The organism is Leptothrix sp. (in: b-proteobacteria), from assembly GCF_965250675.1.
Taxonomy (GTDB): Bacteria; Pseudomonadota; Gammaproteobacteria; order Burkholderiales; family Burkholderiaceae_C; genus Sphaerotilus.
Genome location: NZ_CBDFPH010000012.1, coordinates 15,188 through 30,782 on the forward strand (window position 1 = coordinate 15,188; position 15,595 = coordinate 30,782).

Annotated in this window: 10 protein-coding genes and 2 pseudogenes; 9 read left to right on the forward strand and 3 right to left on the reverse strand. The window is 61.2% G+C overall.

The features are described from left to right. Positions 1-13: 13 nt before the first annotated feature. Positions 14-559, reverse strand: a pseudogene (locus tag AC5IG3_RS17680) (DDE-type integrase/transposase/recombinase); the annotation flags it as partial. A gap of 472 nt (positions 560-1,031) precedes the next feature. Here AC5IG3_RS17680 and AC5IG3_RS17685 point away from each other — a divergent pair. The 6 genes and pseudogenes from AC5IG3_RS17685 to AC5IG3_RS17710 form a co-directional block, all read left to right on the forward strand. Continuing rightward, a pseudogene (locus AC5IG3_RS17685) lies at positions 1,032-1,238 on the forward strand (ankyrin repeat domain-containing protein); the annotation flags it as partial. 180 nt (positions 1,239-1,418) lie between these two features. After that, on the forward strand, positions 1,419-3,647 hold the full coding sequence (locus AC5IG3_RS17690) for an RNA polymerase sigma factor RpoD/SigA (RefSeq protein ID WP_491907748.1): 2,229 nt from the start codon (positions 1,419-1,421) through the stop codon (positions 3,645-3,647). Positions 3,648-3,694: 47 nt separating this feature from the next. Beyond that, the gene (locus AC5IG3_RS17695; RefSeq protein ID WP_491907615.1) at positions 3,695-5,176 is read left to right on the forward strand and encodes an ATP-binding protein; all 1,482 of its coding nucleotides are present in this window, start codon (positions 3,695-3,697) and stop codon (positions 5,174-5,176) included. Further along, on the forward strand, positions 5,173-8,043 hold the full coding sequence (locus AC5IG3_RS17700) for a Z1 domain-containing protein (protein ID WP_491907616.1): 2,871 nt from the start codon (positions 5,173-5,175) through the stop codon (positions 8,041-8,043). Before AC5IG3_RS17695 ends, AC5IG3_RS17700 begins: the two co-directional genes overlap by 4 nt. Next, complete coding sequence (locus AC5IG3_RS17705) at positions 7,970-9,034, forward strand: PD-(D/E)XK motif protein (RefSeq protein ID WP_491907617.1); 1,065 nt, start codon at positions 7,970-7,972, stop codon at positions 9,032-9,034. Before AC5IG3_RS17700 ends, AC5IG3_RS17705 begins: the two co-directional genes overlap by 74 nt. A gap of 2 nt (positions 9,035-9,036) precedes the next feature. Next, a complete protein-coding gene (locus tag AC5IG3_RS17710) occupies positions 9,037-10,806 on the forward strand; it encodes an AIPR family protein (protein WP_491907618.1) in 1,770 nt (589 codons plus the stop codon). 33 nt (positions 10,807-10,839) lie between these two features. Here AC5IG3_RS17710 and AC5IG3_RS17715 read toward each other — a convergent pair whose 3' ends face one another. Then, positions 10,840-11,256: a very short patch repair endonuclease gene (locus tag AC5IG3_RS17715; protein WP_491907619.1), complete on the reverse strand. Its 417-nt coding sequence runs from the start codon at positions 11,254-11,256 to the stop codon at positions 10,840-10,842. 157 nt (positions 11,257-11,413) lie between these two features. Here AC5IG3_RS17715 and AC5IG3_RS17720 point away from each other — a divergent pair, with 157 nt between their 5' ends. From AC5IG3_RS17720 to AC5IG3_RS17730, 3 genes are all read left to right on the forward strand, one after another. Continuing rightward, entirely contained in the window at positions 11,414-13,030 is a 1,617-nt protein-coding gene (locus AC5IG3_RS17720) for a DNA cytosine methyltransferase (RefSeq protein WP_491907620.1), read from the forward strand. A gap of 173 nt (positions 13,031-13,203) precedes the next feature. Beyond that, positions 13,204-13,401 (forward strand): hypothetical protein, encoded by a 198-nt coding sequence (locus tag AC5IG3_RS17725; RefSeq protein ID WP_491907621.1) that lies wholly within the window; start codon positions 13,204-13,206, stop codon positions 13,399-13,401. 194 nt (positions 13,402-13,595) lie between these two features. Continuing rightward, entirely contained in the window at positions 13,596-13,793 is a 198-nt protein-coding gene (locus AC5IG3_RS17730) for a hypothetical protein (RefSeq protein WP_491907622.1), read from the forward strand. Positions 13,794-14,018: 225 nt separating this feature from the next. On the opposite strand, the gene AC5IG3_RS17735 is transcribed toward AC5IG3_RS17730, so the two are convergent. Continuing rightward, positions 14,019-15,584 (reverse strand): Fic family protein, encoded by a 1,566-nt coding sequence (locus tag AC5IG3_RS17735; RefSeq protein WP_491907623.1) that lies wholly within the window; start codon positions 15,582-15,584, stop codon positions 14,019-14,021. Positions 15,585-15,595: the final 11 nt, after the last annotated feature.

Consider the following 15,595-nt stretch of genomic DNA (forward strand, 5'->3'; position numbering starts at 1 on the left):
TCAGGTCCCGCGCACGATTCCCAACATGCCTGGAGAGCAGATCAGGATATGATTTTTGCCATCGCTTGAGCGCCTGAACCGGGCACTCGTGCCCCAGCGCTTTCTGCGGCAGGTGGTGGTTGTAGAGCCAGACGTTGCGCAGCAGCGTGCTCTGCAAATCCTCTGCGCTATTGAAGTGGTGCGAGCGCAGCACCTGCTCAAGGCGGCCGTTGAACCGCTCGACCAACCCGTTGGTCTGCGGCGTCTTGGGCCTAGTCAGGCGATGCTCGATGCCCAGCGCCTGGCAGAGTTCGTCAAACTCATGCTCCCCGCTGAGCTCCTTGGCGCGCTTGCCGAACAAACGGTCGGTGAACTCCTTGCCGTTGTCGGTCAGGATGGTCCGGACATGGCAGGGCGAGGCCTTGGCCAGCGCGTTGAGGAACGAGCGTGCGGCCGCGGCCGTCTTGTGGCTCTTGATGGCGATAAACACCTAGCGCGTGGCGCGGTCGATGGCCACGAACATATAGCGCCGCGCTGTCTCGTCGGCCATCTGCGGCAGGTACTTCACGTCCATGTGGACATTACGCCTTGAAGGACTTGACCGCCGTCGGCGCCTGCAAACCTCGCATGATGAACCGCCCCTCAAGGATCGCATGCCGCCCACCCAGTGGACATTCATCCTAGATCCGACGTCTACGCGACCGGCCCCATACACTTTTATTCCAAGAGAAAAAATGAGGGGTGAATTTGCACCATGTGACGCAAGTGTGAAAAATTTTTCATATAGGACACGATCAACGACGACATCGCCATGGCGGAGGCGCTGGTAGGGTAGATTCCCAGTGGACTTAAGGGAGAAAGAGCCGAATGGCCAAAAGGAAGACGGTGCGTGCTGGAAGTTACCAAGATTCGATATCTGAGAGTTATTTCAGCACCAACTTCCTGACGGAGATTCCCCGCGTCATCGCAGCGATGGGAGTCCGCATTTCATGAGCGTTGCTCAGTCAGTGCTCGCCGAGTGCCCACTGAACCGATTGCTGAAGCTGGCTGTTATGGCTGGTGTCGAGAGTTCCGTGCGAGTACACATCTCGCGGGGGGATGACCTCGACGCTCGTGATCCCACAGGCAAGACGCCACTGATGCTCGCCGCCTTGCGAGATCGCGCGGCGATTTGCGTACTTCTTCTGAATGCAGGGGCTGACCCCTCACTGCGCGACAGCGATGGAGCTGACGCTCTTGCAATCGCCCGAGCCTCGGGAGCCACTGAGGCCTTGGCGTCAATCAAATCCTGGTGCGCTGCAAGTGGGCGATACGGACAGACTGAATCGGACACCGCCACAGTTGTCGAAGTTGCAAGACCTTCGGATGCGATCGATGTCCACCCTACGGTAGTCAGTTCGCCGGCAGGGAGGCCTGGGTACGAAGCTGAACCGATCCCCTTGCTGGACAAGGCCGGACAGGTCGATTCGCTCGTATTCGAGGTCGAACAGGACGACACGATCGGGTCAGACCAAGTGGCGGATTTCGAGATCGATGGTTTGATCGATCTGGGCGACTGGGCGGCTGATGAGGAGGTTATGCCGTCCGAACCTGACGTGACGTCAATCGAGTCGGCCACCGCTGTTCACAAGGCGATCACCCGGCATGTTCCTGTCGACACCTGGGCTGACTGGGCAGATTTCGAAGCGTTCCTTCCTGATCGTGCAGTTGCGGTGCGCAGCGATAGCACTGTCGAGGATCGGATGGCCCTGCGCCAGCTTCTGCTGCGGGCCTTGAGAGAGGGGAGCGTGCCTGTCTTCCTCGTCGAAGAGACCTGGCATGGACAGGCGACTCACGAGAACGAGACGTCGGATTCATCACTGCTGCAGGTCATCAATGATCTGGGTGCCGAGACCGACGAGCGTGTCGAATACAGCGGTCCGTTCGAGTCTTTCGCCGTGGATGTGGACCCGGTCGAATCTTCCGACGAGGAGGAGGAGATCGATGCGGCGATGACCTTCCTCGACGACCTTGTTGCCCATAGAAACGACCCCATGCGCATATTCATGCGCGAGGCTTATCGACAAAGGATGATATCGGCGGAGGAGGAAGTCGACCTCGCGAAAGCCATGGAGGTCGCGTTGCAGGAGGCCGTAAGAGCCCTTGCATCATGGTCGCACGGCCTTCAAAAGGTCTTGCATGCGGGCAGACGGGTGATTGCAGATGCTGTCCGACTTTCCAGCTTCACGACCCCAAGCCGGGATGAAGGTATCAATCCGGATCAGGTCATGGCTGAAGACGGTGACGACAGCCATGCACTTGGTGTCATAAAAGCTGAAGCGATTTATTCCGCTGGTGACGACAACGATGGCGCTGGTGCCGATACGGAAGATCTGCCCACCCTGACTGCCGACGATGATCTGGCGCGGGTGCGGGCAGCACTTTCCGAACTGGAAGGCATGGCTGAAGCTGCCGTTGCCGAGAGGATTCCTTCAGCACGGATTCATGGTGCGCTGGAATCAATGCAGCTTGCACGGGGATTTCTGGTCTCGCTGGTCGACGAGGCCCGCCGCGACAGGTCTCCCGCTGCCACCTCGTATCGCGGGGCAGTCGAGCGTTATCTGACTGCGCGCAACCTGTTCGTGGTTGCCAACCTTCGGCTGGTGTTCTCGATCGCTAAGAGATACATGGGCAGTGGCCTGCTCATGGACGATCTCCTGCAGGAAGGACACGTCGGCCTGATCAAGGCCGTGGACAAGTTCGACTGGCGGCGAGGGTATAAGTTCTCGACGATGGGCACGTGGTGGGTTCGACAACAGGTGACACGCGCGATTGGCGACACATGCCGAACGATACGCCTGCCCGTCCATGTCCATGAGGTCGTACAGCACCTGTTCGGTGAGACGAGACGCTTCGAATCGAAGCTCGGCAGAAGTCCGACAAACGAGGAGCTTGCAGAAAAGTTCGGCGTGAAGTTGTCAAAAGTGAAGGCGCTGCTGGCCGCTGCTGCAACGCCCATCTCACTGGACGAACTCGATCCTGGCGAGCCTGCCGATGCGTCAGGGCTCTCGAACCCCATCAATGCTGTGTCAGCAACTCAACTTCGCCGAGGGCTTGATCAGATGCTTGCCAGCCTGGACGCGAGGTCAGCAAAAATCATGCGACTGCGGTTCGGCTTGGATGGCATAGATCCGCGCACTCTTGAGGAAATCGGAGACTTGTACGACTTGACGCGTGAACGTATACGACAGGTTGAAGCCAAGGCATTGAGGCGTCTAAGACGCCCTACACGTGCAGTTATCCAGACGAGCTGCGTTCCCAACGCGGCAGACCAGGGGGCACATGTTCCGGACGGCCACGCTGACACTGCGCCAGCAGCGACGTTCACTCTACGCGCGGCCGTCATCACGCCACGGATGGTCCAAACCGAACCGGTGTACACCGCCGTCGACACGCGCACTTCCTCGAATGAACCTATGGGTGTCGTTCATGAGGATGGGGGAGAAGTGGCGATGGTGCTTGAGAAGGTACTTGCCGCCGGTGGCACCGTCGACGACCAGCGTGGCAGCAAGACGGGGGTGATCTGGATCAGGATTCCAGCGTCGTCTGATTTCGATCATGCCGTGCTTGGTCGGCGGCTTCTCCATCTCGGATTCAGGGAATGGCCTGGCCATGGCTACTGGAAGTGATCTGCATGAGACCTACCGCACGTAACGCCCCACCCCGGGCTTGCGCCATGCTTGAGGCCCTGCGTGGTCTCGGATACTCCACCGCGACAGCAATGGCGGACATCATCGACAACAGCATTTCGGCAGGGGCGTCGGAAGTGCGCGTGACCTTCGCGTGGGTCGGCACGGCGAGCTATATCGCGTTGCTCGACAACGGCAACGGCATGACGGATGCCGAACTCGAACGGGCGATGACCCTGGGTGACAGGAGCCCTCTTGATGAACGTGTGGCTGGAGATCTAGGCCGGTTCGGCATGGGGTTGAAGACGGCATCGTTTTCCCAGTGCAGACGCCTGACGGTCGCCAGCTGCAAGGGGGGGGTCAGGTCCTGCCTTCGCTGGGATCTTGATGAGCTTGCCCGTAACCCCCAGGGTGGCTGGCTTCTGTTCGAGGGAGCAGTGGCTGGTTCGGAGAATCGCCTGACGTCCTTGCCGGCCGGCGCATCGGGCACGCTGGTGCTGTGGGAAGTGCTGGACCGCATCGTGACGAAATCCTATGACGCCGATGACTTCGTCGATCTCGTCGACAGGGTTGAGGCCCACCTCGCGATGGTCTTCCATCGCCTGCTTCAGGGCCCTCGTGCGCGGCTTCGCATCTATCTGAACAACAACCCCGTATCGCCCTGGGACCCTTTCATGACAGACCATCCGTCGAAGACTTGGGCGTCGCCCGTGCAACCGTTCAAGTCAGATACTGGCATCGTGAGCGTCGAGTGTCACGTGCTTCCGCACAAGGACCGGCTGTCTGCCGGGGAGTTCGAGGACGGCGCAGGACCCGATGGATGGAATGCGCAGCAGGGGTTCTATGTCTACCGTAACCAGAGACTTCTTGTTGCTGGCGGTTGGCTGGGTCTGGGACAGGGGCGTGCCTGGAACCGCGAGGAGGCCTATCGCCTGGCCCGCATCCGGCTTGACATCCCGAATACTGCAGATGCCGACTGGAAGATCGACATCCGCAAGTCCACCGCCAGGCCGCCAGTGGCTCTCAGGGGCTGGCTGTCGAGCATTGCCGAGGACACGCGCAACCGAGCACGAAAGGTCTTCGCCTATCGCGGATCTCCGGGGCCCGTGCGTGGAGGTCTCCCGATAGAGCAAGCCTGGAGGGTCGATCAGACGAAGGCCGGCATGCGCTACCGGGTCGACGAGAAACATCCAGCCGTGGCGGCCGCGCTTGAAGCCGCAGGCGAACAGGCCGAGATCGTCAGGGCCATGCTGAGGGTGATTGAGGAGACCGTGCCCGTGCAGAAGATCTGGCTCGACACGGCCGAGAACAAGGACATGCCTCGGACAGGTTTTTCGGGAGCTCCGGCGGCTGACGTGACCGGAGTGCTTGCAACGCTCTTCAAGGACATGGTCGGTCGACGCGGCATGAGCCCCGAGCTTGCCCGGCAGACCCTGTCCACGACCGAGCCGTTCCAGAACTATCCGCAGCTTGTTGCAGCACTGGGCGCACAGGTATCCGGCTCGTACGAAGGGGGAGGACATTCATGACCATCAACGAGGCCCTGCAGGCAAAGGTCATCTCGATAGCGCAAACGTTGCTGAAAGATGAACCGGACGAAAGCAAGAGATCTCCAAGCCTCATTGCGGAGAAGGTGGCCATCGCGGCGTCCCTGTTCTCGGGTGCGAAAGATCAGGTCGACAAGGACGCTGCCGTTTCGGAGTTGATTCGCAGGTTCAGTCACTGGATTGGAAGCGACGGAACGCTGCGCGATGACAAGGGCCACGTTGACTGGCTTGATGCCTCCAGGAAAACAGACTGGCGCTACTGGCACCGGCTCCAGCGGTACATGGAGCGGTCCCTGTCGGTCGACGTGGTCGATGCGCTCGACAAGTCGACCGACGGCATCCTCGGCCTGCTGGAGGATCCCCGGCGGGACGGTTCTTGGGACCGTCGAGGGCTTGTCGTGGGGCACGTCCAGTCCGGCAAGACGAGCAGCTACTCTGCACTGATCTGCAAGGCGGCGGATGCCGGCTACAAGATCATCATCGTCTTGGCCGGGTTGCACAACAACCTGCGTTCGCAGACCCAGATCCGCCTGGAAGAGGCATTCCTCGGCTACGAGACATCGCCGAACCGCGATCCGGGCAAGCCGCTCGGCGTGTACGAGGAGGACAGCGATCCGAAGATCCATCCTCACTGCGCGACGACCCGCGCCGAGAACGGTGACTTCAACACGGCGGTCGCCAAGCACTTCGCGATCTCCCCCGAGGAGAAGCCCTGGCTGTTCGTCATCAAGAAGAACAAGACGGTGCTGGGGCGGCTGCTCAAGTGGATCCAGGGTCATCACGTAGCCGATGCGACGGATACCGTCACCGGCCGGCGGATCGTCAGCAAGCTGCCGCTGCTGGTCATCGACGACGAGGCCGACAATGCATCGGTCGACACGGGCGAGCAGTCCTTCAATGCAGAGGGTGTGCCTGACGATGACCATCAGCCCACGGCGATCAACCGGCTGATCCGCAGGATCCTGCACTCGTTCGCGAAGTCGGCCTACGTCGGCTACACCGCCACGCCGTTCGCGAACATCTTCATCCATCGACGAAACGAGACCAAGGAAGAAGGACCGGACCTGTTCCCGAGGTCCTTCATCAAGAACCTGGCCGCACCATCCAACTATGTCGGTCCAGCTCGTGTCTTCGGTCTTCGCGGCGTGAACGGCCGCGCTGGTGAACTCCCGCTCACGCGCGACATCTCCGACCACGTCAACAAGGATGTCCCTGGCGGATGGATGCCACCCAAGCACAACAAGACCCACGTTCCTGTCTACAAGGGAACCGATGCCGTTCCGCCCTCGCTCAGGGAGGCAGTGTGCTCATTCGTGCTTTCCTGTGCCGCCCGGTCTTGTCGAGGTCAGGGCAAGGCTCACTCGTCGATGCTCGTCCATGTGACGCGCTTCACCGACGTGCAGGTCGAGGTCCATCGCCAGATCGAGGAACTCGTGCGGCGGATGAAGCAGCGCATCACCCGTCGCATCGACCATGAAGCCCTCGTCGACGAGCTGAGAGAGCTCTGGCACCAGGACTTCGTCACCACGAGTGAAGTGATTGCGAAGACAGTTCCTGAACCCGGCGGGCCGCCCTGCATGCCGTCCTGGGATTCCGTGCTGGACGTGCTTCCCCTGGTGCTGTCCGACATCGACGTGCGCATCATCAACGGTTCGGCCTCGGACACGCTGGACTACGTCGAGCACCAGTCGACAGGCCTGAAGGTGATCGCGATCGGTGGAGACAAGCTGGCGCGCGGCCTGACACTGGAGGGGCTGTGCACCAGCTACTTCGTCCGCACGACGAAGATGTATGACACCCTCATGCAGATGGGGCGGTGGTTCGGCTATCGCCCCGGGTATCTCGACCTGTGCCGCCTCTACACGACCGCGGACCTGGTCAACTGGTTCGGTCACATTGCGGACGCCTCGGAGGAGCTCAGGGAAGAGTTCGATGTCATGGTCGCCACTGGGGGGACGCCGTGGGACTATGGCCTCAAGGTCGAGTCTCATCCGGTGCTCCTCGTGACATCTCCGATGAAGATGCGCAGCGCGCAGACGTTGTCGCTGACCTACAGCGGCACCTTGGTCCAAACCATTGTCTTCAGGAATGACAAGCCCGCGCTCAGGCAGAACCTGGAGGCTGCTGACCGCCTGATCGGTTCCATCGGCGATCCGTCCGAGATGGCGCCGGTTCGAAACCGCGGCACTGAGAAACCTGAGCGATGGAACAACTCGATCCTGTGGCGCCATGTTTCAGCGGAAGCGGTGATCGAATTCCTTTCCGGGTATGTCACGCCACGGGGATCTCCCAGGGCGCACAGCCGGGTGCTTGCCGAGTTCATCACGAAGATGAATGCACGAGGCGAGCTGTTGTCATGGACCGTTGCACTCGTCGCCGAGGGGGAAGCTGATTCAGGTCCGGCACATACCTTTGCGCACCGCCACACCGTGTCCAGTTTTCCCAAGCGATCACACAGGGATCGCAATGAGGGCTCGTACACGATCGGTGTCCTCACCGATCCCTCGGACGAGGCCATTGACATCGATGAGCCAGATTGGCTGGAAGCGCTTGGCCTGACGGTGAATGATTGGAAGCCGGACCCCGCGCGCAACCGTGTCACGGTGCCAACGCGGCCCAGCGGAAAGAAGTTGCGCGAAGTGCTCGCCCGCCAGCAGGGCGCCTCGGCGCGAGGCCTTCTGCTGCTTTATCCACTGGCGGCGGCGGGTGGCAAGGGCGCTGTGCCAGATGACTGGACCGATCCGGTCATGGCATTTGCCATGAGCTTTCCAGCCAGTGAATCCGGCGTTGTCGTGGAATACGAGGTGGACCACCTCTACTGGGAGCAGCAGTTTGAGACATCGGAGTGAGGAGATCTCCGTTGCGTGGGATTCGCTGGCCAACGCGGGGAAACATGCATCGGGCTGGCGCAGCATCCCCATCTCGTCAAGTGCAGGCGGGGTGCTTCATGCAGGGCGGCGGTTCCCTTCCAGGGAGGAAGCGCTGTTGGCCAGGTTCTCGACGGCCGCGGTTCCCGCGGCGGAGCGTTTGCCCGAGGGGCATGGTTTTTCGGTCGAGCGCATCGATCCTTTACCTGATGGCAAAACCTGGCTTGCGCTGACACGTCGATCCACGGGAAGCCTCGACCTGTTCCTGGCCATGGCATGCGACGTGGCCGATGCGCTCGACGCTGCAACTGGTGCGGATGAACAGAAGCTCTTGCGTGTGTTCCTTGGTCGCGTGCGTGCGTGGCAGGAATTCATGCGCAAGGGCATGCAGCCGCTGGGGCCCGAGGCTGAAATCGGCCTGATCGGCGAACTGGTGGCCCTTTCCGCAGTCATCGAAGCTGGCGTGCCGGCTGAGACCGCCTGCGAGGCCTGGGTCGGCCCTCTCGACGGAAGACGAGACTTCGAGCTCGGAACCGGTGGCCTGGAGGTGAAATGCACGCTGGCCGTATCGGGTTTTCCGGCGCGAATCGGTTCGCTGGACCAGCTTGACGACACAGTCCGTCAGCCGCTGTTCGTGGGTGGGGTACGCCTGCGACAGGCAGCGTCTGGCCAAGGGCTAACCGACTTCGTCGAAGGGATGAAGGACATCGTCCGCGGTGATGCCGAGGCTGAGCGGCTGTTGTCAGACCGGCTGATCGCGGCTGGATACTTTGACGCACATGCCGACAGCTACTCGCGCCGGTTTGTCTCCGTCGGGCTGCGGCTCCTGCTGGTTGTGGAGGGCTTTCCTCGACTCACGCCTGCCGGTGTTCCCTTCGGGGTGATGAGGGCGTCCTACGAGATCGATCTGGACAAGGTTCCCGGTCCTGGCATGGCGATCGATACTGTTTTGAAAGAACTGGGAGCAATCTGAAGATGGAATTGTCCGATTTCCTGAACGAGACACAGGCCAATGTCCGTACGCAGATGGGTGAGGGTTCCCCGTTCGCCGAGATCGTTTTTTCCGAGATCGTCATGAAGCACATGGCTGAGATCGGCATGACATTCGAGCCCGTGGCATGCCATTTCAAGGGCAAGGTGAGCAATGCCACCCTGCGGATGAGTGGCTACTCGGTCAATGACGACCAGGACCAGCTCGACCTGTTCGTCAGCCTCTACGACGGCGTCGACGTGCCAACACCCGTGCCTGATGCGGATACCAAGGTCGCGGTGGAGCAGTGCCTTCGCTTCCTGACGTTATGCGCCGAGGGCAAGCTGGCACCCAAGCTCGATCCGGCAAGTGACGTCAGATCACTTGCCGAGACGCTGCAGGCGATCTACAACGATCTGGAACAGGTCCGGATCTATGTCCTCACAGACCGGATCGCCAAGTCCAAGAGCTTCAAGACCCGCGAGATCGGTGGCAAGGCGGTGCGGCTGGAGGTCATGGACATCGAGCGCCTGCACAGGCACTGGTCCGAGGGCAAGCCGCGTGATGAACTCGTCGTCAACTTCCTCGATGTGTCGGGCGGACCGCTGCCTTGTGTCTACGTGCCGGGTGAAAGCACTGACTACGACTTCGCCCTGACCGCCATTCCGGGCGAGGCGCTGCGACTTCTGTACGAGCGGTTTGGTGCGAGGTTGCTTGAAGCCAACGTGCGCTCCTTCCTCAGCGTGAAGGGCAAGGGAGTCAATGCCGGCATCCAGGCCACCCTGCGGGACGCGCCGGGGCGCTTCATGGCCTACAACAACGGTATCGTGCTCGTAGCCGACGAGATGCGGCTTAGCCGGACCCCAGACGGTTCTGCGGGCATCGCATGGCTCAAGGGCATGCAGATCGTCAACGGCGGTCAGACAACAGCATCGATCTACTTCACCAAGAGCAGGTTCAAGGACACTGACCTGAGCAAGGTCCGCGTGCCCGCGAAGGTGATCGTCATGAAGGCTCAGGATCCGGTCGACGAAGAATCCCTGATCTCCGACATCTCCCGCTTCGCCAACAGCCAGAACGCTGTCAAGCAGTCCGATCTGTCCGCCAACAAGCCGTTCCACGTAGCCGTGGAAAAATTGTCGCTGTCGGTCTACTGCCCGGACGGTGTCGGGCGCTGGTTCTACGAGCGAGCGGCAGGAAGCTACGCGACGATGCTTGCCCGCGAAGGAACGACACCCGGCAAGCTCAAGGCCTTGAAGGAGGCCATTCCCCTGGGCAGACGGCTGACGAAGACAGATCTGGCCAAGTACGTGACGGCCTGGAACAAGCTACCCGATGTCGTGAGCAAGGGTTCGCAGAAGAACTTCGAGCACTTCATGGCGATGCTCTCCGGGCTTGACGAGGCTGAACGGCCTCTTCCCAAGGTTGCCGACTACAAGGCCATGATCGCCAAAGGCCTGATCTTTCGGGCAACGCAGAAGCAGACCCGGACGGCGTTCCTTGCTTTCCAAGCAAACGTGGCTGCTTACACCGTCTCGGTGCTGGCCGACAAGCTCGGTGCTCGGATCGATCTTGACCGCATCTGGACACAGCAGACACCCTCACCTCAGCTCATGGCGCAGATCGCGACATGGGCCAAGGAAGTCAACGACACGCTTGCCAGAACCTCGAACGGCAAGATGATCTCGGAATGGGCGAAGAAGCCCGAGTGTCGTGAAGCGGTCCTGGGGGCGACGTACTCCACTGCAGCCACCGGCATCCCCGAAGTTCGATAAGGGGTTGCATGCTTGGAGCAAGGATGGAGATCGTTAATTGCCGGCTGCGCGGATCTGCCATACAAGGCGGTCGAGCGCCTCTACATCCCTTGTATCGCACTCCCATATAGTCAAGACGGTCCAGCCCAAGCTCTGAAGCTGAGCGCTCACGCGTGCGTCACGAGCCATGTTGGCTTCGAACTTGCTCGCCCAGAACTCGATCCGCGTTGCTGGCGTGGTCGCGAACCGGCAGCCCGCGTGCCGGTGCCAGAAGCATCCATGCACGAACACCGCCAGCCGACATCCGCGGAAGACCACGTCGGGTCTGCCGGGGATGCCCGCTGCATCCAGGCGAAACCTCAGGCCTGCACCGTGAAGGTACTGTCTGACCCTCAGTTCCGGCTTGGTGTCACGACCCCGGATACCGGCCATCATCCTTGACCGCGTTCTGATGTCCACGACGTCAACCATGGCTGGTTCCTTGAACCCGGAGTCGGATCAGAAGACCCGAGCACCGCGGCAATGCCGTTGCACAGACAACGCACGCCGCAGTGCCTGGTAGCATGCAGGGTTGGTCAGGATCGTGTCCTGCCACCCATACCGACACAAAACTAGAAGCCATTACCGAATGCCCATTCCCGTGATAGACCTGTTTGCCGGCCCCGGCGGACTCGGCGAAGGATTCTCCAAAGCCCAATCAGCGGATTTCCAGATCGCAGTGTCCATCGAGAAGGACGGCATGGCATTCGAGACGTTGCAGTTGCGGGCAGCTCACCGGGCCTTGATGAAGGGTGGTGGCGCTGATCGTACAACGTGGCATCAATGGGATTCCATCCTTGCGAAGTCGCCATGGAACATCGTCTTCGAATCTCTGGAGGCCTGCGGTGATGAACTGATTCGGGCTGCCTGCAAGAAGGCGCGAGGCGAAGCGTGGAATCTCGAAATGGGGCCCACCAACAGGGATGTGGTCAGTCGAGGGATAAGGGAGCGATTGCGACACATGACGGGTAGCGATGTGCTTCCCAGTAATGCTGTACTCATCGGCGGGCCGCCGTGCCAAGCATATTCCGTCGTCGGCAGGGCTAGGAATCGAGGGACAATAGGATACAAGGCCGAGGATGATCACCGCCATTTCCTTTACAAGGAGTATCTGAGGGTCATCGAGGAATTCAGGCCAGCGGTATTCATCATGGAGAACGTGAAGGGGATCCTTTCATCGAGGGTATCTGACCGGCAAATCTTCGAGACGATCGTTTCTGACCTCAAACGGCCAGACATCGCATCGGGAAACGATTCCGGCCTCAATTACACGCTGGTCGCCCTCCCCCGGGGTTCCGCAGATCTGTTCGATCCCGATCCGGCTGAGTACATCGTGAAGGCGGAAGCGCATGGCATTCCGCAGGCGCGGCATCGGGTGATCATCTGCGGAATCAGGAACGATGTATTCCGCAAGGCGGCGTTGGTCAAGCATCTGCAGGCGGCCAGTGCGCCGTCGGTGGGCGAGGTGATTGACGACCTTCCGCGACTTCGGTCGGCGTTATCGTTCCGCGGGCGTGGGACCACTTGGATCGAGTGCCTAGACTCACCCTTGATGGATGAGGTGCTGCAATCCTTGAAGTCTTCGCAGGATGCTGTCCAGAGAAGGATTGCCCAGCGTCTGAGCGACGTGCGTCGGAAACTGAAGTCGTTACCCGATCCGGGAATCGGAGAAGATCGCGTGATGACGGCCAGTGGAGACACTCCATCTCCAAGCGCACACACCCGCTGGTACCGTGATCGGTCGATCGGATTGCTGGCGAACCATCAGTGTCGGTCGCACATGCCCAGCGATGTGCTGCGATACCTCTTTGTCGCAGCGTTCGGCGAGGAAACAGGTGAAAGCCCCCAGTTGGCCGACTTCCCGTCGCGACTCCTTCCCGAGCACCAGAATGTCGACCCGTTGGCGCCAGGCGATGCGATATTCAAGGATCGCTTCCGTGTGCAGTTGCGCGACCGTCACAGCATGACAGTCACGAGCCACATCGCCAAGGATGGGCATGCTTTCATCCATCCAAGCCCGATGCAGGGTCGCAGCCTGACCGTCAGGGAGGCTGCCCGCCTGCAGACGTTTCCGGACAGTTATGTCTTTCTGGGGAATCGTACCTCGCAATTCACGCAGGTCGGCAATGCGGTGCCGCCATACCTTGCATTCCAGATCGCGGAGATCGTCGCCGATGTCCTGCAGCAGGCGGGCTTGAGCGATTAGTCATTGCTGGAAAATAGTGGTTCACCGAAGAAAAAATAATGGCAATGCTTTGTCGGATAGCTTGATAACCAACTTAACCGGGTGGCGGACGCGAATGTGCTTTTTTGGATTGCGTGACACACCATGCGACACGCCTGTGAAGCGGAAATTCTCATAGGTTCTCAAGAAATCCTTTGCTGGAAGAATTCAAGATCGCAGGCGCTGTCCACTGGTTTAAGGCGCTAACAGATGCTGGCGAAGCGTCGGAAATCCGAATAGTGATCTGCTCGCTGATCGACACGAAAGACGACGAGATCAGCCTGAAGGCGAACGCAGTGTTCGCACATGTCTACATGGCAGGATTCAACCTTGGCACTGCACATGTGCACTAGACCGTTCAACTACCTGCAACAGCCCCTGGCACGGCTGGCCGGTGTCAAAGCGCATATGGGGGTATACAAGTGCCGCCTTTGACACCGGAATCTCCTGCTTCGGTCAACCCTGTGTGGCGGTCGATGTTGCACGTTGAGGATGAAGACCTGGTCGTCAGCGGCTTTCTGGCCCTGTGGGCGCACTAGGACCGCCCATGGCGACCCTGAACGAAACCGCTGGGAACCGCCCGTGCACGATGAAGCTGCTCTGGCAATGGCTGCGCAGCATCATGGGGGCCTCGGATCACTCGCCCGCTTCGTCGATCATGCTGGTCGATGAGGACCGCAAAACCGGCAAGTCGCACATCAAACTGCCGCCCAGGGTTGCCAATAGCTATCGCCCCGCACTGTAAATACGCCGGACATGCGCATCCACCAAGCCTGGCGTTCCCATTCACGAACACGATCTGTCGGTATCGGCGGCATGGCAAAGCGAGGCGTGGGACACACTTCTGCCTGTGGCACTCACTAGAAGCGTGCGACGGCAGCGTGTGGCGCTGCGGCAGCTGCCACGACGAGAGCAACGTGATGCCTGTGCCTGCCGCCCGTACGGCCCCTGATCAAGCCGCAGCACGCCATCACCGCCCGGAGTCGTCAGCGAATGCCGCACGCACCCCCGCCACCAGGTCTTCCCACAGCCCCGGCTCGGCCAGCAGCGGCAGTTCCTTGACCAGCACGTTCGACAGCCGGCCGCCGCCCTGCTCGATCGAGCGCAGCAGGCGGTCGGCCTGGGGATCGGGCATCTCGATGAGGTTCTTGATGGCGGCGCGCGCGCGGGCGTGGCTGCGCAGGTAGCGCGACTCCTCGCGCATCTGCTCGGTGATCGTGCTGCGCAGTACGCGCGACAGGTAGATGACATGCGCGCCCAGGTCCGGGTAACGCCACAGCGGGCGGGCCTGTTCATCGCCGGAGAACTGCAGGTTGGACACCACGCCGTCCGGGTAGGTGATGCGCGGTCCCTTCAAGTCGACCTGCCCGCGCACCGCCTGCATCAGCGGCTTGGACACCCGATCGAGCACGCTGTCGTAGGCCCGCTTCTCGCCTGCGTCCGCGCTGATCACGGCCGAGACCGGCAGGATCATCGGATCGGCGATGACGCCGTCGCGGCGCAGGATGTCGTTGATGAGGAACCGGTGCACCCGGCCGTTGCCATCGGCCAGCGGATGGATGTAGACGAAGGCGAACGAGACGACCGCACTGCGCAGCACGCTGGACTGGCCCTCGGTGCGGGTCACGAAGGTCTGCAGGCCATCGAGCATGTCGGCCAGGTCCTGCGGTGGCGGGGCGACGTAATGGATCACCTCTTGAAAGCGCACCGTCTCGCCGACGAACACCGGCGACTGGCGCAGGCCCAGCTGCCCAATCGCACGCCGGGGGCCCAGGATGTCGCGCTGGATCTCGGCCAGGGCCGGCCCTTGCAGCGGCAAATCACCGATGCCGGTGCGCCGGGCCATGACGTCGGCAAAGCGCTGCACGCGGTCGGCCTGATCGGCCTCGCCTTCGATCGCGAAGCTGGCCCGACTCTCGCGCAGCGTCATCCACACCGCCGACCGGTAGAGCAAGGCCTCGCCAAAGTCGCGGCTCAGCTCGGCCAGCAGGCCGGGGATGTCGAGACTAGCCGCCAACTCCAGCGCCGCAGTGCGTTGAACCATGGGGCAGAAATGGCGCGTACCCGGCAGGTTGTCGTTGACGCGCCAGCGCGGCACCCTGACGCGACGGTCTGCGGACGCTGCCACCAGGGTCCGGCTGTCAATCGCATCGACATAGTTGCCGCCCAGCGCCGCAGGGGGCTGCAGGCGCTGCCCGGTCAGCCACTCGTAGAGGAAGGCGCTGCGGCGCGCATAGGCCCCGGTGGGCTCGGCATCGATCCAATCCTGGATCGGCTGCGGGCCGACTTGGGCGAACAGCCGGGCCAGGAATTCAAGCTGCGTTACCTCGTGGCGCAGATGAAACTGCAGATGCCGCACGAACGTGGCATCGGGGCGCATCGCCTCGACGTAGGTCTCGGTGCGCAGGCTGTGGTCATCATGGGTTGCGCGCCGGCCGCCGATCCGGCTGATGACCGGCAAGCCCGCCATCGGCTCGACAGCGAAGGTCATCGCCAGCCAGGCGGCGCCGATCGGGTCATCAGGCCAGGTCGTCATGGAGGGTGGGA